This window comes from Chryseobacterium bernardetii, assembly GCF_003815975.1.
GTDB classification, from domain to species: Bacteria; Bacteroidota; Bacteroidia; order Flavobacteriales; family Weeksellaceae; genus Chryseobacterium; species Chryseobacterium bernardetii.
This window is the reverse complement of record NZ_CP033932.1, coordinates 3,147,790-3,171,644: the sequence shown is the minus strand read 5'-3', so window position 1 is coordinate 3,171,644 and position 23,855 is coordinate 3,147,790. Positions and strand designations below refer to the sequence as shown.

Annotated in this window: 21 protein-coding genes; 5 read left to right on the top strand and 16 right to left on the bottom strand. The window is 36.3% G+C overall.

Features of this window, described 5'->3' with window-relative positions; all coding sequences use genetic code 11:
- Positions 1–154 precede the first annotated feature (154 nt).
- Entirely contained in the window at positions 155–634 is a 480-nt protein-coding gene (locus EG339_RS14520) for a lipocalin family protein (protein WP_123870691.1), read from the top strand.
- Positions 635–698: 64 nt separating this feature from the next.
- Complete coding sequence (locus EG339_RS14515; RefSeq protein WP_123870690.1) at positions 699–1,355, top strand: GDSL-type esterase/lipase family protein; 657 nt, start codon at positions 699–701, stop codon at positions 1,353–1,355.
- Between the two features lie 38 nt (positions 1,356–1,393).
- Here EG339_RS14515 and EG339_RS14510 read toward each other — a convergent pair whose 3' ends face one another.
- The 3 genes from EG339_RS14510 to EG339_RS14500 all read right to left on the bottom strand — a co-directional run bounded on the left by EG339_RS14510 (position 1,394) and on the right by EG339_RS14500 (position 5,118).
- Positions 1,394–2,746 (bottom strand): DEAD/DEAH box helicase, encoded by a 1,353-nt coding sequence (locus EG339_RS14510; protein WP_123870689.1) that lies wholly within the window; start codon positions 2,744–2,746, stop codon positions 1,394–1,396.
- A gap of 133 nt (positions 2,747–2,879) precedes the next feature.
- Positions 2,880–3,389, bottom strand: coding sequence for a hypothetical protein (locus tag EG339_RS14505; RefSeq protein ID WP_228459621.1), 510 nt, complete (start codon positions 3,387–3,389; stop codon positions 2,880–2,882).
- 79 nt (positions 3,390–3,468) lie between these two features.
- Positions 3,469–5,118, bottom strand: a complete 1,650-nt coding sequence (locus EG339_RS14500) for an ABC1 kinase family protein (protein ID WP_123870688.1) — start codon at positions 5,116–5,118, stop codon at positions 3,469–3,471.
- Positions 5,119–5,447: 329 nt separating this feature from the next.
- Here EG339_RS14500 and EG339_RS24310 point away from each other — a divergent pair, with 329 nt between their 5' ends.
- On the top strand, positions 5,448–5,615 hold the full coding sequence (locus EG339_RS24310; protein ID WP_164465470.1) for a hypothetical protein: 168 nt from the start codon (positions 5,448–5,450) through the stop codon (positions 5,613–5,615).
- 56 nt (positions 5,616–5,671) lie between these two features.
- On the opposite strand, the gene EG339_RS14495 is transcribed toward EG339_RS24310, so the two are convergent.
- Entirely contained in the window at positions 5,672–7,174 is a 1,503-nt protein-coding gene (locus EG339_RS14495) for a bifunctional GNAT family N-acetyltransferase/carbon-nitrogen hydrolase family protein (RefSeq protein ID WP_123870687.1), read from the bottom strand.
- Positions 7,175–7,264: 90 nt separating this feature from the next.
- On the opposite strand from EG339_RS14495, the gene EG339_RS14490 reads away from it, so the two are divergent.
- Complete coding sequence (locus tag EG339_RS14490) at positions 7,265–7,651, top strand: hypothetical protein (RefSeq protein WP_123870686.1); 387 nt, start codon at positions 7,265–7,267, stop codon at positions 7,649–7,651.
- A gap of 610 nt (positions 7,652–8,261) precedes the next feature.
- Here EG339_RS14490 and guaA read toward each other — a convergent pair.
- From guaA to EG339_RS14440, 10 genes are all read right to left on the bottom strand, one after another.
- Entirely contained in the window at positions 8,262–9,791 is a 1,530-nt protein-coding gene (guaA, locus tag EG339_RS14485; RefSeq protein WP_123870685.1) for a glutamine-hydrolyzing GMP synthase, read from the bottom strand.
- Between the two features lie 162 nt (positions 9,792–9,953).
- Positions 9,954–11,192 carry a phosphoribosylamine--glycine ligase gene (gene purD, locus EG339_RS14480; protein WP_123870684.1) on the bottom strand — a complete coding sequence of 413 codons (1,239 nt, stop codon included), beginning with the start codon at positions 11,190–11,192 and terminating at the stop codon, positions 9,954–9,956.
- Between the two features lie 89 nt (positions 11,193–11,281).
- On the bottom strand, positions 11,282–12,799 hold the full coding sequence (gene purH / locus EG339_RS14475) for a bifunctional phosphoribosylaminoimidazolecarboxamide formyltransferase/IMP cyclohydrolase (RefSeq protein ID WP_123870683.1): 1,518 nt from the start codon (positions 12,797–12,799) through the stop codon (positions 11,282–11,284).
- Between the two features lie 174 nt (positions 12,800–12,973).
- A complete protein-coding gene (gene purN, locus EG339_RS14470; RefSeq protein WP_123870682.1) occupies positions 12,974–13,537 on the bottom strand; it encodes a phosphoribosylglycinamide formyltransferase in 564 nt (187 codons plus the stop codon).
- Between the two features lie 83 nt (positions 13,538–13,620).
- A complete protein-coding gene (purM, locus tag EG339_RS14465) occupies positions 13,621–14,613 on the bottom strand; it encodes a phosphoribosylformylglycinamidine cyclo-ligase (protein ID WP_123870681.1) in 993 nt (330 codons plus the stop codon).
- Between the two features lie 303 nt (positions 14,614–14,916).
- Positions 14,917–15,468, bottom strand: a complete 552-nt coding sequence (locus EG339_RS14460) for an NADPH-dependent FMN reductase (RefSeq protein ID WP_123870680.1) — start codon at positions 15,466–15,468, stop codon at positions 14,917–14,919.
- 102 nt (positions 15,469–15,570) lie between these two features.
- Positions 15,571–16,299, bottom strand: a complete 729-nt coding sequence (locus EG339_RS14455) for a pirin family protein (RefSeq protein WP_123870679.1) — start codon at positions 16,297–16,299, stop codon at positions 15,571–15,573.
- A 284-nt stretch (positions 16,300–16,583) separates the two neighbouring features.
- Positions 16,584–17,966: an MFS transporter gene (locus tag EG339_RS14450; RefSeq protein ID WP_185147651.1), complete on the bottom strand. Its 1,383-nt coding sequence runs from the start codon at positions 17,964–17,966 to the stop codon at positions 16,584–16,586.
- Positions 17,967–17,980: 14 nt separating this feature from the next.
- Positions 17,981–18,502 carry a nuclear transport factor 2 family protein gene (locus EG339_RS14445; protein WP_123870677.1) on the bottom strand — a complete coding sequence of 174 codons (522 nt, stop codon included), beginning with the start codon at positions 18,500–18,502 and terminating at the stop codon, positions 17,981–17,983.
- Between the two features lie 9 nt (positions 18,503–18,511).
- Complete coding sequence (locus EG339_RS14440) at positions 18,512–20,374, bottom strand: glycoside hydrolase family 13 protein (protein ID WP_123870676.1); 1,863 nt, start codon at positions 20,372–20,374, stop codon at positions 18,512–18,514.
- A gap of 395 nt (positions 20,375–20,769) precedes the next feature.
- Here EG339_RS14440 and EG339_RS14435 point away from each other — a divergent pair, with 395 nt between their 5' ends.
- Entirely contained in the window at positions 20,770–21,750 is a 981-nt protein-coding gene (locus EG339_RS14435; RefSeq protein ID WP_123870675.1) for a sterol desaturase family protein, read from the top strand.
- Between the two features lie 64 nt (positions 21,751–21,814).
- Here EG339_RS14435 and EG339_RS14430 read toward each other — a convergent pair whose 3' ends face one another.
- Together EG339_RS14430 and EG339_RS14425 are read right to left on the bottom strand one after the other, a co-directional pair.
- Positions 21,815–22,960, bottom strand: a complete 1,146-nt coding sequence (locus tag EG339_RS14430; protein WP_228458933.1) for a hypothetical protein — start codon at positions 22,958–22,960, stop codon at positions 21,815–21,817.
- A gap of 18 nt (positions 22,961–22,978) precedes the next feature.
- Complete coding sequence (locus tag EG339_RS14425) at positions 22,979–23,851, bottom strand: hypothetical protein (protein ID WP_123870674.1); 873 nt, start codon at positions 23,849–23,851, stop codon at positions 22,979–22,981.
- Positions 23,852–23,855: the final 4 nt, after the last annotated feature.

Sequence of the window (23,855 nt, the reverse complement as noted above, 5' to 3'; positions counted from 1 at the left end):
GACATATTTCCCCTTTTTATCTCCAGATCTATTTAAAATCTCAAACACACTTTCAAAAATTGACTTATTTGTAAACATTCGTTTAAAAAAAGATCATTTCATCATATATATTTCAAATTTATTTATATTTTAGCATATTCTTAAATTTGTGAAAATGAAAAAACAGCTACTTTTATTTGCCTTTTCAACTCTGGCGCTTACTTCTTGTAATGATGATAACCTTGCAGCCTATGAAATGGATATTATGAAAGGGGATTGGAAAGAAGTAAAGACAGAAATTATTTCAGGAAAAGATAATAAAACTGTGCTTGAAACTACAACTCCGGAAGGATGCAGCGCTAAAAATACACTTTTCTTCAGAACAGATTATTATGTAAGTTATACGGCTTATGATGGAGATGCAGATGGAACCAATTGCCAGCTTGCAGCTAAGAACGAAGGAAAGTATACTTATGATACAGATTCTAAAGTTTTGAATATTCAACTAAAAGGAGAAGATAATGAACTTGGAAATATGAGTTTCAGAGTGGATATGCTTACGCAAACCGAATTTAGACTGGCACAGCTGGTTGGAAATTATGATAAAGACGGAGACAAAATTATAGATGTCACCTACATTACTTATAAAAGATAAACTTAAACTCCCGCTGATCGGGAGTTTTTTATTACTTTTATCTCAAATTTTAAAACTGAATATAATGAAGAAGCTCCTATCAGTATTTCTATTACTGTGTTTCACTCTTGCCTTTTCGCAGGAGAAAAAGCCTATGTTCTGGCATGACATCCAGGAATTCAAAAAACAAGATCAACAAAACCCACCACCACAGAATGCCATTTTACTAATTGGCAGCTCATCTTTTACAAAATGGACTGATGTAGCAGACTATTTCCCAACCAAGACGATCATCAACAGAGGTTTTGGAGGCTCAAGACTTACAGATCTCAATTATTTTGCAGATGATCTTTTAGCTCCTTATCAGCCTAAACAGATCATAATCTATTGTGGTGAAAACGATTTTGCTGATAACCCTCAGCTGAAAGCAGATAAAGTAGTAAAGAGATACAAAAGCTTTTATAAAAAAATACGTGCAAGATTCCCGAATATTGAAGTAGATTATATTTCTATGAAGTATTCGCCCAGCAGAGAAAAGCTTTGGCCACAGATTAAAGAAGCCAATGCCAAGATCGAAGCTTTTATGAAAAAGCAATCTAATGCTCAGTATATTGATGTAACCAAAGCAATGCAAGATGCCAACGGAAATGTAAGAAAAGATATTTTCGTAGATGATATGCTTCACTTTAAGCCTGAAGGATATCAGATCTGGGCTAAGGTAATTACGCCTTATATGAAATAAAAAAAGCGGCAGTTCTAGTAGATCTGCCGCTTTTTTTATTATTTCTTTCTCTTCGATTTAGAGATTGCTTTCTGCTGTGCTCTGTTAGCTCCATATTTCTTAGGAGCTTTTCTTTTTGATGGTCCACCCCAGTTCTCTTTTGTATTCTTCGCTTTTTTCTCATGGAAAGCTCCTCCACCCTCGTTCAGTTTTACCTGTACCGGGTTTTTCATCACTACTTCATCTTTCTCGGAAGCAATTTTGGCCGGATTGATTTTAACGCCTTCAGGGAAGTCATTAAATTGTAATTCCTTATCCATTAAAAGCTCTATATCCAGAATTAAAGGCTCTTCTTTTTTAGTTACAAAAGTGATTGCCTTACCTTCTTTATCAGCTCTACCTGTTCTACCAATTCTATGGATATACTGCTCAGGAATATCTGGGGTTTCAAAGTTGATAACATGGGTAATATTGGAAATATCAAGACCTCTTGCCATTACATCCGTTGTAATTAATCCTCTGATCTCTTCATTTTCAAATCTCTTCATTGCTTTGAGCCTGTAGTTCTGAGACTTGTTAGAGTGAATAACGTCAAACTGTTCAGGGAAAAGCTCATCTATCTTGGTAAAAAGAAGGTCTGCATGTTTTTTATTATTATTAAAGATCAATACTTTAGACATATCTGCATCATTCTTCAACAAATGTTCAAGAAGGTTGATCTTTGTATTGAAGTTTTCAACTTTGTAGGCGGTCTGCTCAATCTTTTCCAGCGGAGTTCCTGATTTTGCCAATGAAATTTCTATAGGACTGGCAAAATATTCATCCAACATTTCGTCTACTGCTTCTGTCATGGTTGCAGAGAAAAGGATGTTCTGTCTCTTCTCTCTCATCATTTCAAAAATGTGGGTTAACTGTGGTCTGAAACCAAGGTTAAGCATTTCATCAAATTCATCAATGATAAGCTTCTGAACTTCTTTTAAAGAGATGGCATTATCTATAGAAAGGTCCATTACTCGCCCCGGCGTTCCTACTAAAATGTCACAACCGTCATTGAATAAAAGCTTCTGAGTATTGATATTTTTACCACCATACACACCAATTACTCTTGCAGTAATATTCTCTGTAAGCTTTTCAAGAATTTCCGTTACCTGCACTACCAATTCTCTGGTCGGAACAAGTACCAAAACTGTTGGATTACCTGTTTTACTGTATTTCCAGGCTTTAAGAACAGGTAAAAGATAGGCCAATGTTTTCCCGGTTCCGGTTTGTGCAATTCCCATTACATCTCTCCCGGAAAGGATTGGCTTTAAACTCTTTACCTGAATAGGAGTAGGTTCAAATAATTCTAAATCTGCTAAAACATCAAGAATTTTAACCGGCAGGTCAAAATCTGCAAAAGTGAGTTTTTCCATTTTGCAAAGATAGGTATTAATATGTAGAATCTGAAATCAGGTTTTTACAGTAGTAAGACAGAGGCGTAAAATAAAAAAATGAGAATCTGAAACCAGGTTTAAAACTCTGTAACAGCAACATTCACTTAAACAATTAATTAACCTTTATGCTTTTACTGCTTATTTTAATATCATCATCTTTCCATTCACTGGTGGTGATGATTACATTTCCTTTCTTTTTAGGATCTTTTTTAATTGGAAATTTGTCTTCTTCCCATTGATTGCAATGGGTGGAGATAGGATCTACCAGCGGTTTCCATCCTGTTTTGCTTAATGTATAAGTATAAAAAGGATGCCAGCAACTTGTACACCAGTTAGGATAAAAACCAATCTCATCCTTTCCATCTCCATTAAGATCTCCCAAATTATACAAGCTACCCCCTTTGGCAGGTGAAATCACAAAAGGTTTTATATTCTTATCACTGAAATAGATTGTGGTTTCACATTTTCCGTCACACTCATCGCTGCAATCGCTCACTTTGGCATAAATATATTCTTTTGTTCCGTTACCATCAAAATCTCCCTGAAGTTTTTCTTCGCTTCCCTCCAGAGCCATGTAGAATGAGCTGAAAAGAGTTACTGTGGTTATGATTAGTTTTTTCATTGTTTTATTTTTTTAGGTGGTTCGGGTACAAGTTTTAGAGCATATATCTTATATACAATCGCCCAACCCCCTATCTCGGTTATTTTCTGGTTACTCTCAGCAAAAGTATGAATACTAAAATAACTGAGAATACAAATCCTAAAACGGCTGCTAAGGACAATTCACCTATTCTCGGGCCAGATTCTGATACAAAAACGATCGCCGTTGCAATGATATTGGCTCCTAAGATGATGGCTAAAATCAAATTGACAACGCTGGATTTTATCAGCTGATTGGTTTTTTCTATATTTTTGATCTCACTGGAAACCGTAAACTTATTTTCATCCAGTTTCTGAAGCACAGAGCGGAGTTCTTTTGGGATTTCATCTACATTATCTGTAAAATTCATCATCCTGTCCATCCCGGTTTTTAAAATATTCTGGGGGCTGATCTTTTTGGTGAATATTTTCCGGGTGTACGGATGAAGGCTTTTCACAATATCCAAATCTGGATTGATATTTCTGCCAACTCCTTCTATCAGGCTGATTCCTTTAAATAAAAGATAGAAATAATCAGGCATATACAGCCTGTTATCTTTTAAAATATCCTTCATTTTATTGATAATAACCTGAACATTGATTTCTTTTAATGAGGAACTGTGAACGAAATTCAGAATGTCTTCTACATCGTTTTCAAATCTCCTTTCATCTGGGATTTCATAGCTTATCGCCATTTTTTTGAGATAACGGACTATTTTGTGTGGATTTTTGGATACGAAACTTACGATCAGATTTTCAAGAATCTCCTTATCATTGGGCTGAATCTTTCCAACCGCACCAAAATCAATGAAAACAATTTTTCCGTCTTTTTTTACTAGAATATTTCCTGCATGCGGATCAGCATGGAAGAAACCATAGTCTAAAATCTGGGAAACAAAGAGCCTCAAGCCAGTTTCAGAAACCTTTACAGGATCAATATTATTGGCCATAAGAACAGATTTGTCTGTTACCTTAATCCCATCAATGAATTCCATACAAAGAATGTTATTGTTGCAAAATTCTTCATATACTTTGGGAACATAGGTTTCTTTATTATTTTTAAAATTGAGACGGAACTGTTGAATATTATTCCTTTCATTAATCAAAGAAACTTCTTCCAATAAAGATTTTTCAAATGTTGAGATAGCCTGTTTGAGATTAAGCTTCTCTCCTATTTCCGAATAGGCTGAAATAAGTTTTTCAATATCCTTAATGAGCAATAGATCGTCTTCAATAACAGATTGCACATCTGGTTTTCTGAGCTTTAAAATAACAGGAGTTCCATCCAGTAAAACTGCTTTATACACCTGTGCTATGGAAGCTGTAGCCAATGGCTCTTTCTGAATTTCCTGAAAATGATTTTTCACGGAGATATTAAACTCGCTTTCCAGTGCTTCTTCTACATCCATATCTACCGTTTCTACCTTATCCTGCAACTTTTGCAGTTCCTGAATCAGTTCCGGCGGCAACAGATCTTCCCTGTTACTGAATGTTTGCCCAAGCTTTACAAAAGTAGGTCCAAGCTCTTCTAAAGCCAGTCTGATCCTTTCATAAACAGTTCCTTTAGAAATAACTTCATCTGAATTACCTGAAATTTCTTCCTGCTTATTTCCGCCGTTCATTCTTGCGAGAATATCTTTAAAGCCATATTTGCTTAATACGGAAATCAGTCTTGCGGATCTTTTAAGTTTTCTTTGCTGCTTATCAAACATAGTGTATTAATAGTAAGTGCAATTTACTCCAAAAACTATTCCTAATACTATTTTCTCTTAAGCCTGGAGTAAGAAAATTAAGGTTATATGGCTGGAAGTAACTTTCAGGCATATAATTACTGTCTGTGTGATTATTAAACTCTTTTGAGTTTATCTTTAGATTATTTCACAAACATAATATCACAATCACGGGATTAAAAACATCCTCACATAATCAATATTTTACATCATTATTTCCAATCATAATGAAAAAACAATGTCATATATAATAATATTTTATATATTTACAGAGTACAAACATTAAAACAAACCAATAAAAGTATTACAACATGAAAAATTTACGCAACAGCAAACTTTCAAGAGAACAATTAAAAAATGTTTCAGGAAGCGGGATCATCATCGGTGGAAAATGTTCTTACCAGTGCTGCCCTACTGACGGACTTCCAAAATGCCCGGGATTAATTTGCCCTGCGGTAGTTTGCCCGGAGTATAAATAATTCGCTCAAAAAATTTTAGGTAAAATAAAAACAGAATGCTTTCGCATTCTGTTTTGTTATTTAAGGTAGGTTTCATACAGGTCTTTTCTCCGGTCTTTCATTACCTGAACGGAGCCGTTGTGATGGAGATCTTTCAGTAAATTCAGATCTACATCTACAATCAATGTCATTTCCGTATTAGGGGTTGCCTCTCCTTTCACAGCATTAGATGGAAACGCAAAATCTGAAGGAGTAAATACAGCTGCCTGTCCGAACTGGATATCCATATTGTTTACTTTCGGAAGATTTCCTACACAGCCTGCAATGGCTACATAACATTCGTTTTCTATAGCTCTGGCTGCGGCACAGTGACGCACTCTCATATAAGCATTCTGAGTATCGGTAAGGTAAGGTACAAACAGGATTTTCATGCCCTGGTCTGCCAGGATTCTCGGTAATTCAGGAAACTCAACGTCATAGCAAATCACAAGGCCTATTTTACCACAATCTGTATCAAAAACTTTTATTTCGTTACCGCCTTTCATTCCATAATACCGTTTTTCATTTGGAGTAATATGGATTTTTCTATATTCATCCATCCGGCCGTCACGGTGAAGAAGATAACTTACATTATAGAGTTCATTATTTTCAAAAACCGGCATACTTCCGGAAATGATATTGACATTATAACTAATTGCCAGTTCCGAGATTTTTTCCTTAATCTGTACAGTAAGCTTTGCAAGCTCAATCATACTGTCTCTTTCTGAAAGATTATTGAAAGGAGCCAGCAAAGGGGTATTGAAAAGTTCCGGAAACAGTACAAAATCTGATTTATAATCTCCCATTACATTCACAAAGAACTCTACCTGCTCATAAAAGGCTTCTATATCTTTGAAATGCCTCATCTGCCATTGTACCAGCCCCAGACGGATGATACTGTCCTGCATAGTATTTGGTCTTTTGCTGTAGTAAATATTGTTCCATTGCAGAAGAACAGCATTTTCTTTGGAAGCTTCGTCTTCCGGGAGGTATTTTCTCAGCACCCGGATTGGCAGGAAATTATTGGAAAGCTGGAAAGACAGTACCGGATCATAAATTTCCTTGTCTCTTACTTTTCGTATATATTCTCTGGGAGAAAGCTCGTGACTGTATTTGTGATAGCTCGGAATTCTTCCACCAAGAATGATGGATTTTAAGTTTAACTGTTCGCAGAGTTCTTTTCGTGCGTCATAAAGCCTCCTTCCCAACCGCAGCTCACGGAATTCAGGGTCTACGAAAACTTCAATTCCATACAGAACATTTCCGGTGGATGAATGGGTGTTGAAGGTATAGTTCCCCGTAATATCACTGTAGGTATGATCATCCCCGAATTCTTCGTAATTAACAATAATGGAAAGTGCTACTGCCGCTAATTTCCCGTCTACTGTAATACAGATCTGTCCATTAGGGAATATTCTCGTTAGTTTTTCTATACTTTTTTTAGACCATATGGATTCCGACATTTGGGGATAGGCTCTTTTCATTGTTTCTGCCAACTCATCATAATCCTGAACAGTCAGGGGTCTTGTTTCTATTTGCATTGGGTGTATTTTTACTTAAATTTAGGGAAAATATTTTACTTAAATCCTTATAGATAACTACTTCCCCAACTATTTATACAAAATTTAACAGTGGATATCACCGAAATTTTACAAGCAGCAGTTCACTCAAATAATTATTGGAAACACTCTGATTTCAGTTCTGTAATCGAGGCGCTTTCATTTCCTTATCGCACTGATATAGAAAAGGAAACAGAAAAAATTGCTATTCTAAATTTGGGAAATAAAACTGTGGGATATATCTGTCTGAATTATCCTCTGATTTTTATAGAAAAGCTATATGCTTTACAGGTAAAAAATATTCTGCATACATTTCGTGATATAGAATACATTATTGTTGATACTTTATCTAATCCGTATTTGACTGTAAATCATGATATTTACAATATTTATTTTGACTTTATGGAAAATTTGAATGCTTTTTCTGCTGAAGATTTTTATTTTTACAATGTCAATTAAAAATCATTCTCGTCCGATTAAAATTAATGTGTAATTAACAGGTCGCTCCTCTAGAGCTATAATTTTAAAACAAATATGTCCTATTAACAGTTAGCTCCCAGTGGAGCTGGATTTAATCCCGTCGGGATCTGCTGTTAATAGAAAAAAAGGAGTTCCCATAAAAATAAAGCTCCAGAGGAGCGACCTGTTAATTCATGATATAAATATTGATATTTCCAATGTATTTATACTTTTTATCGGACAATAATGATCATATTAAATTTTTATTAGCTGATGAAACCATACGCAGTAATTTTACTCATAAGCGTCACCATTATGTTTATTTTAAAAATCTTTTATGCTGATACATCAGTCAATGTTTCGCATAATTTAAACTTGTTTTCAGCATCTGAAATAAAACCCCAGGAAGCAAAAAGTTTTATTTACTTTTATTTAATAGGTACTATGTTAACAAGTTATGTCATTTTCCATAAACATATACTCTTCAAGTTGATATATTGCTTATTAATTGCTTTAAATATTTTACTGATCATTTCTTCATTGAAACAATTTTAACAAAAAAAAATCCCACCCAAACGGGCAGGATTTATATGTTAAATTCAAGCTGAAATTATTCCCACTCAATAGTTGCAGGCGGTTTGCTTGAAATATCGTAAGCTACTCTGTTGATTCCTCTTACTTCGTTGATGATTCTGCTGGAAACAGTATCCAGGAACTCGTAAGGAAGTCTGCTCCAGGTTGCCGTCATAAAGTCGATGGTATTAGCGGAACGTACTACAGCGGTGTACTCATAAGTTCTTTCGTCTCCCATTACTCCTACAGATTTTACAGGTAGAAGCACTACAAATGCCTGAGATACTTTTTCGTAAAGGTCATTTTTGTATAATTCTTCAATAAAGATATCGTCAGCCTCCTGAAGGATTCTTACTTTCTCAGCATCTACTGCTCCCAATACTCTGATCCCTAATCCAGGACCAGGGAAAGGATGTCTGTATACCAAATGGTGAGGAATTCCCAATTCTTCTCCTACTTTTCTTACTTCATCCTTGAAAAGTTCTCTTAATGGCTCCAGTAATTCGAATTCCATATCTTCAGGAAGTCCTCCAACGTTGTGGTGAGATTTGATTACTGCAGATGGCCCGTTTACAGACTGGCTTTCGATAACGTCAGGATAAATGGTCCCCTGGGCTAAGAATTTAGCACCTTCAATTTTGTGAGATTCTTCATCAAATACGTGGATAAACTCGTTTCCGATGATTTTTCTCTTTGCTTCGGGATCATCTACTCCTGCTAATTTTGAAAGGAATCTTTCTTTAGCATCTACCATTTTGATATTCATATGGAAATGCTCTCCATACTGGTCCATTACCTTTTTACCTTCATCCTTTCTCAATAATCCGGTATCTACGAAAATACAGGTTAACTGATCTCCGATCGCTTTATGGATCAAAACTGCTGCCACAGAAGAATCAACACCTCCGGAAAGGCCAAGGATTACTTTATTGTTTCCTACTTTCTCACGGATTTCTTCAACTGTTTTCTCAATATAGTTAGTCAGCTTCCAGTTTTTCTCTGCATTACAGATTCCAAATACAAAATTTTCAAGCATCTTCCCTCCTTCTTCTGTATGGGAAACTTCCGGGTGGAACTGAACACAGAAGATTTTTTTATCTTCATTGGAAATAGAAGCAATTACTCCTGATTTGGCATTGAGTTCAAACCCTGCCGGCAGCTCTCCTACCTCATCAAAGTGACTCATCCAGACTACAGAGTTCTGACTCACTCCTTTTAATAAAGAGCTCTCTTTAACGATCTCAAGATTAGCCTTTCCATATTCTCCTTTTTCTCCCTTGTTTACTTTCCCTCCTAAAAGGTGAGCGGTCATCTGCATTCCATAGCAAATACCCAACACAGGAACTCCCTGCTGGTATAGTTCTTTTTCAACAAGGTGGGCATTTTTTGCATTTACAGAACTTGGCCCTCCTGAAAGAATAATTCCTTTTGGCTGTTTTGCTAAAATATCTTGTAAAGGTGTATTGTAAGGCAGGATTTCAGAGTATACTCCCATTTCACGGATTCTTCTTCCGATAAGCTGGTTGTACTGGGATCCGAAATCTAAAATAATAATACCGTTGTTCATTTTTGATAATTGATAAATGATGAATGATTATAAGCTTTAAGCTTCAGGCTATAAGCTTTTTATACCGCAATAAGCCTGCTGCGTAGCCTAAAACCTATTGCTTATTAACTGTTTTACAAAAAAAGACTTGGAATGGCTCCAAATCTTTTTTCATGATTTTTATTAAAACTTTCCGATGTCTTCTCTGTAGAAGCCGTAATCGAAATGTACGTGACCAGCATCTTCGTAAACTTTTTTGCGGGCATCATCGAAAGTTGCTCCTGTAGCTACGATGTTCAATACTCTACCTCCATTGGAAACTACTTTATCTCCTTTTCTGATAGCTCCTGCATATAACAGTTTACTGTGTTTTACTTTGTCTTCTCCCGTAATTTCAAATCCGGTTTCAATATTTCTTGGGTAACCTCCTGAACACATTACAAGACAAATTGCTTTTTCGTCTTTAAACTTAAGCTCAATGTCTTTTCCGTCCATACAATCCTGAATTACATCTAAAAGGTTGTTTTCCATAAGAGCCATCAACACCTGAGTTTCAGGATCCCCGAATCTCATGTTGTATTCAAGAAGATAAGCACCGTTCTTGGTAACCATTAGTCCGAAGAAAATGATTCCTTTGAAACTAAACCCTTCGGCTTTAAGACCTTTAATAGTAGGCTCTAAAATATTTTGTTCAAAATCAGCGTAATGCTCCTGAGTGAATTCCGGGCTTGGAGCCACTGACCCCATTCCTCCTGTATTGGGTCCTGAATCTCCGTTTCCAGCTTTCTTATAATCTTTTGCAGCAATGCAAGGGAATAGTTTTTCACCGTTTGAGAAAGCGATAATGGATGCTTCAAACCCCTGTAAATATTCCTCGATTACCAAACGGATACCAGCATCTCCATAGATTCTTCTGATCATGAAGTCGTGGATCGTAGCTTCAGCTTCTTCAAGGTTATCGCAGATTACCACACCTTTTCCGCCTGCTAAACCACTGGCCTTAATCACTAAAGGATACTGCTGTGTCTGGATATATTCTTTTGCTTCGTTGTATGAATCAAATACTACTGCTTTAGCTGTTTTGATATCATAGGTCTGCATAAATTTCTTAGAGAAAGCCTTACTTCCCTCCAGGCTTGCTACTTTCTGAGTAGGTCCGAAAACCTTAAGATCGTGCTTTTTAAACTCATCCTTGATCCCAGCTACCAATGGTGCTTCCGGTCCTACAATGGTTAAATCAATCTTTTCTTTAATAGCGAAATCTCTAAGTTCTTTGATTTCTGATAAATGAACATTTTTCCCTATTACATCGGTAGTAGCATTCCCGCTGGCAAAAAACATTTTAGAAATTCTCGGGTCATTCTGAAGCTTTGCTGCTAAAGCAGATTCTCTACCGCCTTCACCTATGATTAATATTCTCATACTTTATTTATTATCTAGTCTTATTCTACAAATATATAATTTTGGATGCTATAAATACAATCCTCAATTATTTTTTAATTCTATTTTAATTAGTGGAAAAAGTGTCTCACCCCGGTAAACATCATTGGAATACCGTGCTCATTAGCAGCTTCTATACTGTCCTGATCTTTTACACTTCCACCAGGCTGAATAATGGCTTTGATACCTTCCTGAGCGCAGAAATCTACCACATCGCGGAAAGGGAAAAATGCATCTGATGCCAATACCAAATCTCCTGTGAATTTTTCTTTTGCTCTCTCAATAGCCTGTTGTGTTGCCCAGATTCTGTTTACCTGTCCGCCTCCGATTCCGAAAGCCTGAATTCCGTTGGAAACAACAATAGCGTTAGATTTCACATATTTTACCACTCTCTGGGAGAAAAGCAACGCTTTTTTCTGCTCTTCTGTAGGCTGGGCTTCAGTAACTACTTTGATCTCATCAGAGAAATGCAGATCATTATCCTGAACCAGGATACCGCCATCCACTTTTACCCACGTTTTCTTGTCAGAAACAGGGTTTACGATTTTGATGATTCTAAGGTTTTTCTTTTTTCTTAAAACTTCAAGAGCTTCTTCATCGAAATCCGGAGCCATTACAATCTCAAGGAATGTTTTGTTTAGCTCTTCAGCCGTTGCGGCATCGATCTTATAGTTCATAGCAACAATTCCGCCAAAGATAGAAACCGGATCACATTCGAAAGTTTTTTGGTAAGTTTCCAATGCTGAAGTTCCAATAGCAACGCCACAAGGAGTAGAGTGTTTTACGGCACAACAAGCCATTTCTTCTTTGAACTCATTGACTACTTTCCAGCAAAGGTCCATATCACGAAGGTTGTTGAAAGAAAGTTCTTTACCGCCAAGCTGTTCGAAATCCTTCATTGCTCCATTCTCGAAAGTAGAAACATAGTAAGCTGCTGACTGGTGAGGGTTTTCACCATATCTCAGATCAGAAACCTTTTTGTAGGATGCATTTAAATAGGTTGGATATTCTTCATCTAAAAGCATTCTTGAGATCGCTGCATCATAAGCTGATGTAAGGTTGAATACTTTTCCTGCAAGTTTCTTACGCGTTTCGATATAAGTATCCCCGTTTTGTTCCATTTCCAGTTTTACGGTTGTATAATCTTCTACATCGGTAATTACAGTAACAGAATCGAAGTTTTTGGCTGCAGAACGAAGCATAGACGGACCACCGATATCGATAAACTCTACTTTCTCGTGTAAAGAAATGTCTTTATTCACGTTTTCAAAGAAAGGATAAAGGTTTACGATCACCATGTCTATCAGACCAATTCCGTGTTCCTGAACGGTTTTCATATGCTCTTCGTTGTTACGAACCGCTAACAGTCCACCATGAACTTTCGGGTGTAAAGTTTTCACTCTTCCGTCCAGCATTTCAGGGAAATTGGTTACCTCATCAATCTGAATTGGATTTAAACCAGCGTCTTTCAAATGTTTGAACGTTCCTCCTGTGGAGATCAACTCATAATTCTGAGCTTCCAAAAACTGTGCGAATTCAATTAATCCACTTTTGTCAGAAACACTGATTAAAACTCTCTTTTTACTCATTACTTTCAATTTTTACTTTTCACAGTTATTTCAAACTGTATCCGGGCCTTTCAATTCCGGATTACTTTTTATTTTACTTAGATTTTTTTTCTCAATGTAACAATGTATCAATTTAGCAATGTAACAATACCCTCAACATTGGTAAACTGTTACATTGATACATTGTTATATTTATTAATTTCCCAAGACCTTATTAATGGCTAAAGGAAATATTTCATATTCAATCTGGTGAACTTTCTGGGCTAATGTCTCAGGAGTATCCTCTGCTGTTACTTCAAAAGATTTCTGAAGAATAGCCTCTCCTTCATCAATACCCGGTGTTACAAAATGTACTGTTGCCCCACTCTCTGTTTCTTTGGCTTCAATAACAGCATTGTGAACGTTCATTCCCCACATTCCTTTTCCTCCGAATTTCGGAAGCAATGCCGGATGAATATTAATTATTTTACCGTTCCATTTTTCGCAGAATTCAGGTTTTAAAATGGAAAGGAATCCTGCCAATACAATAAGATCTGTATCTTGTGGAATTACTTTAGCCAATTCGCTGCTGAAATTCTTACCCCTTGGAATGAGTATGCTTTCTATATTATGATTTTTAGCTCTCTCCAATCCGAAACACTCTCTGTCAGCTACCACCAAAGCTACTTTTGCGTTCTGAATTTCTCCAGCTTCAATGGTATCAATAATTCTCTGCAGATTGGTTCCTGAACCGGATACGAGTACAACGATGTTCTTCATATTTTGAATGTAACAATGTAGCAGTCTAGCAATATAACAATGATTTCAATTGGTATACTGATATGCTATACATTATTATATTTTTATAATGATAAATTGATTTTCTCTGCTCCTTCTGTGATTACTCCAATCTCGTAAGCATCATCTAAAAGGTGTAATACTTTTTCAGCGTGTTCAGCATCTACAACAATCACCATACCTACACCCATATTGAATGTACCATACATTTCTTCTCTTGTCACTCCGCCTCTTTTTTCCAATTCAAGCATTACACTTGGGATTCTGATCTTAGAGCTGTCAATAGAAGCGCAAAGCCCTTCCGGGATTATTCTTGGTACATTTTCGTAAAGACCTCCACCTGTAATGTGAGCAATTCCTCCTACTTTTACTTCTTCCAATACTCTGTGAATATCCTTGAAATACAATCTTGTTGGAACCAAAAGGGTTTCATATAATGGTTTTCCTTCAAACTCTTCTTCGAAGTCCGGGAATACTTTTCTTACTAAAGAGAACCCGTTTGAATGAAATCCCGAGCTTGGTAAAGCAATGATTTTGTTACCTGCTTTGATGTTAGACCCATCGATGATTTGGTCTTTTTCTACAATTCCTACGCAGAATCCGGCAACATCATAGTCTCCAGGCTGATACATCCCCGGCATTTCAGCGGTTTCTCCGCCAATTAATGCACAGTTGTTATCCTTACAAGCTTCTACCATTCCTAAAACAATTTCAGCGGCAATCTCAGAATCAAGTTTTCCGCAAGCTAAGTAATCTAAGAAGAATAAAGGTTTTGCACCGTGGCAAAGAATATCATTAGCACACATTGCGAAACAGTCTACCCCAATAGAGTCATATTTTTTAGTATCCAAAGCTACTTTAAGCTTTGTTCCTACTCCATCTGTTCCTGAAACAAGAACCGGATTTTTGTATCCTCCGATTTCATAGAAAGCCCCAAAGCTTCCCAAATGGTTCAGTACATTGGAATTGTGGGTTTCTCCAACTGCTTTTTTAATCTTGTCAACCGTTTTGTATCCTTCTTCTTTGTCTACTCCTGCTGATTTGTAAGTGTTGCTCATGCTTAATAATTTATTTAATGTAACAGTTTAACAATGTAACAATAGTCTAATTTTAAAAACCGGAAAATTGGTATATTATTGCATTGGCATACTGATGCATTTCACTTTTATATTTTACTTTTTATATTCGATTTAGAAAACAAAAAAGCCGACAATCTTTTCAGATTATCGGCCGTTATTTTATCTCAGAATTTCAGAGCCCACAATTTTCCCTTTATGAAAAAAACATTGTTTATAGGAGGTCTGAATTTTCATCTCTTTTTCTTTTTGCAAAAATAGTAATTTTAAATGAATATTCAAATTCTATTTTTCAAGGATGGTTTCAATAGCCGCAATCTTCTTTACTTTTTCCTTTAATTCACTGTCTTTCTCAGCATTAGAAATTTTTTGTTCAGCTTTATCAAAATTATCATTGAAGAATGGAAGTGAAAATGTTTCTACCACATTTCCACCGTGGAAAGGGAAACGCTTAGATGCTGCTTCCAAAACTCCAGCCCCGCCTCTGCCTCCAGGAGAGGTAGACATTAATAGCATTGGTACTTCATTCCATACAGTTCTGTCTTTGATTCTTGATACCCAGTCGAACACATTTTTGAAAGCTGTAGAATACGTTCCATTATGTTCTCCTAAAGAAACCAATAATAAGTCTGCCCCATCAATTTTAGCTGCAAAATCATGTGCCTCCTGAGGAACTCCGCCTGCTAATTCTCTTTCATGTTTGTAGATTGGCATTTCGAAAGGATTTAAATCAATCACTTCTACTTCTGCTTTATCAAATAATGTTGATGCATAAGCTACCAACTGTTTGTTCATTGATACTTCTGAATTACTTCCTGCTATTGCTAAGATTTTCATATTTCGTATTAAAGTTTAAAGTTATAAATTAAAAGAATCTCCATCCACAAGAACTTTGTTGATGGCGGTCCTGTTTTATTTTAAGAATACAAATTTAGTTTTTTATTTAAGATAAGAAGGTAATTCCATGGGCACTTCCATCAATAATATTTCGGTGTCTTCCACTGCTTCAATATTAAAGCTTTGTGTATCCCATATTCCCAATCCGTCTCTTTCATTAAGAATACGGTCTCCCACTTTTGCACTTCCTTTTAAAACAAATGCATACACTCCGTTGCTTTTTTTATTCAGCATGTAGTTTTTGCCATTCCCTTTTTTAAAGTTGGCTATATTAAACCATGCGTCCTGATGAATCCAGACTCCTTCATCATTTTTATTGGGTGATAAAATCTGTTGAAATCCGTTGATTTTTTCTCCTTCCTTAATGCTTTTCTGATCGTATCGTGGTTCTACATCCAACTCTCTCGGGAAAACCCAGATCTGTAAGAATTTTACTTCTTCGTCTTTATTTTTGTTGTATTCACTGTGCATGACTCCGGTTCCGGCACTCATGACCTGAATTTCTCCTTTTCTGATCACCGCAGTAGTTCCCATTGAATCTTTGTGTTCCAAGTCTCCTTCCAAAGGAATAGAAATAATTTCCATATCCCTGTGTGGGTGTGTTCCGAATCCCATTCCCTGAGAAACGGTGTCGTCGTTCAAAACCCTCAATACTCCAAAGTTTGTTCTGTCTCTGTTCTGATAGTTGGCAAAACTGAAAGTATGGTAAGAATTTAACCAACCATGGTTGGCATGGCCTCTTGAATCTGCTTTATGATATACTGTTTTCATTTTCTGTGATTATTTATGGTACAAATGTACGGGATGCGGAGGTGAAAAAAGTTGATATAGGATAAGAAAGGAAAACTGCTGATAAATCTATATAAGGTATTAAAATCTGTACCACCTGCAAAATCTGTGAGCCTATCATACATGAAGCATACGGGTTTTGGCCAAGCCAATTGGAATGTATTTAAAATATGAAAGCGGGCTAAAGCCCGCTTCTATTGAATTTTAATGTTATTGTTTTATCTTACAAATGTCTTATTTCTAACTTCAGTCTTCTTTTTTTCAGGCTAAAAATGAACCTGTTTAATCTCTTCTTCAATTTCTTTAGGGGTCTCATCTTCAGATTTAACAAAGATCATTGTAACCAAAGCACCGATTAACATACACGCACCGCCTACCACAACATAATCCATGGCCTGTTTTCCAAAGATGCTGCTTACAATAGGACCTCCAAACAAACCGTTAATGATCTGCGGAATTACAATAAAGAAATTGAAAATCCCCATATAAACGCCCATTTTTCTTTGTGGAATCACTTCAATCAGCATAGCATAAGGCATGGCCAGGATACTGGCCCAGGCAAATCCTAATCCGATCATTGAAATCCATAGATTGTCTACATCTTTGATAAAATACATGGAAATTAACCCTAAACCACCACATAAGAGGGCCAAAGCGTGGGTTTGCTTTTTACCGATCCATTTAGCAATAGGTGTTAATAAAAATGCAAAGGGAATGGCCCAAAGGTTATACATTCCAAAGAGCTTGCCGGTTAAATCTCCCGCATCATTGAATGCTTTTGAATGGGTATCTTCCGGAGAAAGTCCCAAATGATGAGTCGCCAAAGCACTGGTTGTAAATACCCACATGGTAAATAGTGCAAACCATGAGAAAAACTGGACAATTCCCAATTTTTTCATTTGGGCAGGAATAGCAGCAAAATCTTTGAAAATATCGGAGAATTTAGATTTTTCATGTTCTATTTCTTTTCCATCTTCAAAGGCTGCAAATTCTTCCGGAGAATATTCTTTGGTTGTAATGATGGTATAAAGAATAGAGATAATCAGCAATGTTGCCCCAATATAAAAGGAATAAATCACATTATCTGCAACAAAACCTTCAGGAGCTACGTTGGAAATCCCAAGTTTCGTTAACCAATCTGGTAAATAAGAGCCCAGTACTGCCCCAAATCCGATGAGAATGGTTTGTACTGAAAATCCTATGGTTCCCTGATGTTTTGGAAGCATATCTCCCACCAATGCTCTGAAAGGTTCCATCGCAACATTTACAGACGCATCCATCATCGCCAGGAAAATTACGGCTAATAAAAGGGCGTTAGCCGCAAACATCTGGGTTACAGAAGCGGCATTAGGCAGTAATACCAATCCTATAGCACACAGAACAGCTCCAATCAGGAAATAAGGTTTTCTTCTTCCCCACGGACTCCAGGTATTATCTCCCATGTGGCCAATAATAGGCTGAACGATGAGCCCGGTGATAGGAGCTACCAGCCAGAACCATGACAGTTCGTGAACATCTGCTCCTAAATTGGCAAGGATACGGCTTGCATTTCCATTCTGTAATCCGAATGCCATCTGGATTCCGAGGAATCCCATACTCATATTGATGATCTGAGTAAGTGAAAGTTCCGGTTTCATTTTTCCAGCCATAATTGTTTTTATGCTTATTTTGTTTTTAATTCTTTAATCAAAACGTCTTCAAGAGCTGTTTTCTCAGCTACTACTTTATCTACAACATCGTTAGGAACCGTCATAGAGAGAACGTATTGTTTTACCTTCCATTGTCCATTGATCTTTTCCACTACTCCTGAACCACGGCAGATCTTCATCTGGGTATCCAGCAACTCATCAAACCAGGCCAGTTTTCCGTCTTTACTGAAATAAATATTTCTTTTTAATGCGGTAAAATTCCAGGTTCTTTTTTTGTCAAAATGAGGTTTTGCCCACACCATAAATTCTTTTTTATTCCAGACTTCGGTAGCATCTGTTCCGATAAATGTAGATTCATCGGCAAAGAAATTGAAGTAGCCCGCGTAATCTGCTTTGGCAGCTGCTACATTGAAGGCATCCAGCATGGTGCTGATCTCTGCTTTTTCTTTTGCAAATGTTTTGTCTGATTGTGCTGAAAGCACTGTAAATCCGAATAAAAACAGAATCAATGTATGAACAGCTATTGATTTTTTCATAGGTATTATTTATTTTTCAAGTTCAATAATGAATGGGGTTTGGGCAGGAACTGTTAAGGTATTCTGTAATGAGAATTCTTTTCCTGAAATTACCTCTTTTCCTTTGGAAAATCCTTTTAATGATTCTTCAAAGTATTTCAGGTCTAACGTCTGATCTTTTATATTATTGTTGATAACCACCATCACGCTTTCTTTATCATTATACCTGAAGTAGGTAAATACTCCGTCTTTCGGAACAAAGTTTTTCGTTTTTCCGGTATGAATTACGTCTTTTCCTTTTCTCCAGTTTAATAATTTCTGAGTAAACTGATAAAATTCTTTCTGTTCGGTTGTTTGCGTTGCCGGGTTGAATGCATTTTGTTTATCAGACTTCCAGCCTCCCGGGAAATCTCTGCGGATATCGGCATCACCTCCTTTTTCTTTATTTCCACGCATTCCTACTTCTGAACCGTAATAAATCTGCGGGATTCCACGGACTGTCGAAATCAGGGTTAATCCCATTTTATAAACGCTCGGGTCTGCGTTGAAGATCTCATTCCATCTTTCAGTATCATGGTTTTCGAAGAATACCATTACATTATTGATATCCGGATAAAGGAAATCGCTGCTGAAAGAATCATAAAGCTTAATCATTCCTGTATTCCAGCTTTCTTTTTCTTTAAAAGCTTTCGGCATATCCGCAAAGAGCATGAAATCCATTACGGACGGCAGGTTTGAATTATATCCGGCCGCTTCTCCTGTTTTAGAATTTTTCTGCCATGCTGAAATTTGCCCTGCAGTATACAGCCAGGACTCGCCTACAATATTAAATTTCGGATATTCATCAGTAATGGCCTTCGCCCATTTCGCCATAGCTTCTTTATCATTGTAAGGATAGGTATCTACCCGGAAACCTCCTAAATCAGCATATTCGATCCACCAGATGGCATTTTGGGTTAAATATTTTAAAACCAAAGGATTCTTCTGGTTGAGATCCGGCATTGTTTTGTCAAACCATCCATCCAGCGCATATTTTTTATCAATATCCGAAGCGTTAGTATCAAATTGGGTGGATGTTTTGTAATTAGATCTTTTAAAGCCGTCTTCTCCTTCTTTGAACCAGTGAATCCAGTCTTTTGTAGGAAGGTCTTTCATCATCCAATGGGAAATTCCCCAGTGATTGGTAACATAATCCATCACCAGCTTCATCTTTCTTTTATTTAATTCCTGGGAAAGTTTTTTATAATCTTCATTGGTTCCGTAGCGGGCATCTATTTTATAAAGATCGGTTTGCGCATATCCGTGATAAGAATACACTTTTTCATTGTCTTCGTTTACGGGAGTTAACCAAACAGCTGTTGCACCAAGATTTTGGATATAATCAAGGTTATTGATGATACCCTGAAGGTCACCTCCATGTCTACCGTTGGGTAAACTGCGATCTGCTTTTTCAGTTAATTCCGGAACAGAATCATTTTTTTCATTCCCATTAGCAAAACGATCGGGCATAATCAGGTACATTACATCCTTTGAGGTGTAGGATTCACGGTCTGCAGATCCGGGATTCCTCTGCTTCAGTTCATAGCTATAAGAACCCAGATTTTTTTTGTCTTTTTGAATATTGATGGTAAACTTAGGAACATTGATTTCATTGGTGTTAACCGTAATAAAAACGTAGTTTGGGTTATCTACTTTCTGAATATTTTTAATTTTTGCTCCGTCTGAAAGTGAAATTTCATTGTTCGCAATTCCTTTTCCATAAACAAGGATTTGCAATTCAGGATTTTTCATTCCTTTCCACCAGAATGCCGGCTCTACTTTTTCCAGTACTTTTGATTGTGAAAAAGCCATAGCAGCAACAGAAAAGGCAAAAAACGTATATATTTTTCTCATAACTTAGTTTTAGTCTCCAATTAATTATCAGCTACTCATTATGGAATGACATTAACAACACTACTCACGATATTAAAAATCAACAAGTTACATTAACATACACAACATTTTAAGTATGAACAACCTAGCAGCAAATTACAAAAAAAACTTTAGAGTTATTACAAAATAACAAATAGAATTTCTCTTTTATCCATCAATCTTACAGAGATTTGCTGGATTGATGAAATGAGTACTGAAACAAAGTATCATTCATAACATTTTTTTAAAGAAAACAACAATATTTCACAATTTGCACCTAATTTTTTATTAAATTTTCATTAAATTATCATATAAAAAGAACATTTAAATTAAAATAAGCATTTTTTAACGGTTTTATTTTTAGATTTACAGAAAAAATGTTTGATTTCAGTAAAATGTTTCAAAGTGATGGGCCAGATATTGTTTACCCTTGGGCCATTCCTATGTTTGCGGGTATCATTTTTATAGAGATGGCCTATAGCCATTTCAATAAAGAGAAGCTTTATGAAACGAAAGATGTGGCTACCAATGTGCTTTTAGCACTTTTAAATTATAGCCTGGATATCATTATGAAAGGCTTTTCCATGCTCGTTATGATGTTTTTTTACTATCATCGTATTTTTGACTGGGAGGTTGGAGTCTGGTATTGGATTGCCGTATTCCTGGCCCAGGATTTTGCCTATTATGTTCATCATTATGTAGATCATCATTCCCGTGTGTTTTGGGCGGTACATATTACCCATCATAATTCTGATTATTTCAATATCACCACTGGATTTAGAAGTCCTGTCTTCCAGCCTTTATACAGATACCTGTTCTTCTCTCCTTTAGCATTCATTGGTTTCCATCCTCTGCACGTTATGGTGGCTTATTCTGCCATCCAGATTTATGGAACGTTTGTTCATACACAATCAATAAAAAGCATGGGCTTCCTGGAATACATTTTAGTAACGCCTTCCCATCACCGTGTACATCATGCCTGTAACATCAAATACCTGGACCGTAATATGGGAATGGGGCTTATTATATGGGACAAAATCTTCGGAACATTCGAAAAGGAAGATCCGGAAGTACCTGTTAAATATGGCATTTATCCTAAGATGAAATCTAAAGACCCTGCCACCGTTCTGTTTTATGAATGGAGGAGAATTGGCAAAGATCTGAGACAACCAGGACTATCCTTCACTGATCGTTTGAAATACCTCTTCTACTCCCCGGGATGGAGACATGATGGAACCGGAAAAACCGTAAAACAGTTTCAAAAGGAATACAAAGAAAATATAAAAAATAAGCCACTTCCCACTCAGCCAAAAAAAAAGAAGCTATTGAGCCTGAGTATAGTTCAAACTAAAGAATAAAAGTCTCTAAGCTACTTACTTAGAGACTTTTATTTATATACATTCCTACTATCGGAATAAAAACTTATTTGCTTTCAATATAAGCAGCATCAATTAATTGATTAGGCTTCAGATAGACGATGTTGTTTTGAAAGTCTAAAAATAAGTTGAATCTTTTTATGATTTCATTGCCTAAAATATTCATTCTGGAACCTGTTACCAGCCTGCTCTGAGATAAAAGCTGTGCAGGGATATCTTTTAGTTTTGTTTTTCCTAATGATAGGGTCTGAAGGTTTGAGGTCATCACAGGAATTTCATTTCCCTGGGCGCCTTTCATAATCACTTTTTTAATAACTGTCATTTTATCGGTAGGAAATCCCTGTTCCTTCAATAGTGGGCCGTCTAACATGGCTGTTCTCTGATATCCTGTATCAAACAGATACCAATCTTTGTTTTTAACTTTGTCCTGTGAAATCCCCACCTGCACCAGGAAAACATTATTAAAATACTTTATCGGGGCCGGAGCATACTCGGACTTCACATGGGATGGCAGCTGAGAATGCACCACCATTAATCCTTTATCATGATTTAATTCTACAATCATTCCATCAAATAAATCCCATCCAAACCTGCCATCTGTACCGTGGCCTGTAAGCTGTGCCGGATAAATATTAAAACCCTGGTATTCTTTTTTCCCGATCTGCAGAATATTGGTTCCTGATTTTAATGAACTCTTGATTTTATTTTTCAAAGTTTCCTGTGTAAGCACAAGATCACTTGTCCCCGTATCAAAATTAAGTAAAAGAGTATCCACTTTATTAAGGATCGTTTTTACAAATATTGTATTCTGTGCGTTCATATGAAGCTGCAGTGTATCTTTAAAGGACATCTTACTAAAGTCTTTCGGCGGCAGGGATTCAATTCTTGTTAAGGCAGAATCTTTGCCTTTAAGAAGAATAATAAAATCTTTTTTTTCTCCTTTTTTGAGATCTATAACAAGAGAATCTATATCTGTTTTTATAGTAACTCTCTTATCAGAAGCAGCTATTTTGGATACGGTATAGACATCCGGTTTAATTTTAGGATCTATATTCCAGTCTGTTTTTAAGCCATTGTCTTTTTCGTAAATAACAGCTTTAGATCCGTTTGCGTTGAGAACAGGTAATTTATGCTGCGCCTGCAAAAGGGAGGTTAAACATAAGACCATCAATAATGATAAGAAAGGCTTCATACTTCAATATTATTTAATTTATATGCAAAATTTACCCAAATATGTCATTACAACATCTATAGCTGTATTACCTATTGTGGTACCATCGTGAAAACAGTTATCTGTAGGTGCTATGTAAAACTGATACGGTTCCTGCTTCATTTTGATCACAGGATAATCAGGATAATGTTCTAGAAAATAACCTGTAATATTCTCATTAGTTATCTCAGCACTCTTAAGCTCTTCTTTTTCCTTAAGCATATTATACGCCTGTTTCATTGTAAGATTTACAAATAAAAAATAGCGGGGCTGTTCTCCTAAATTAACGGTAAATCTGTTCCCGTACTGATAACAGGTATGCAGCGTCATATCTTTAGAACTGTCTTTATGGACCCCTATAAAACGAATGTCCTTAAAAGTATAATTTTCAGGCAGCTTTCTTTTATTCAAAGAAACGACCTCACTATTGGGATAGTTGGTTGCGATGCTCATAAACCTGTAAGGCGCCAATGAAATCTCATCCAATACACCATTCAGATGAGTATTTAATTCTAAAACCAACTCTTTATTTTCAATAAATTTCTGAAATGCATCATCATCTGAAGTAGCCGAATGAAGATTCAGTTTATGGAACATTCCTTTCAATTCTTCAGGGATTTCCCCTATAAAAACCGAATTATAATCCTTCTTATTGATGTGATCTCCTTTTAGGGTATCCAATTCCTGTTCTGAAAGTCTTCTCCAGTCTCTTTTTGCAAGATGAGCATTGGGTTCATACTGTGCTTTAAACTTAATATCCCTGAATACAATTTCTACTGGCTCCTGTTTCGAATGATGAACACAGCCGGAATTGATTTCTAAAACATCCTCCAGGTTTTCCCCATATATTTTGATTCCTGATTTTAGTTTCATAATG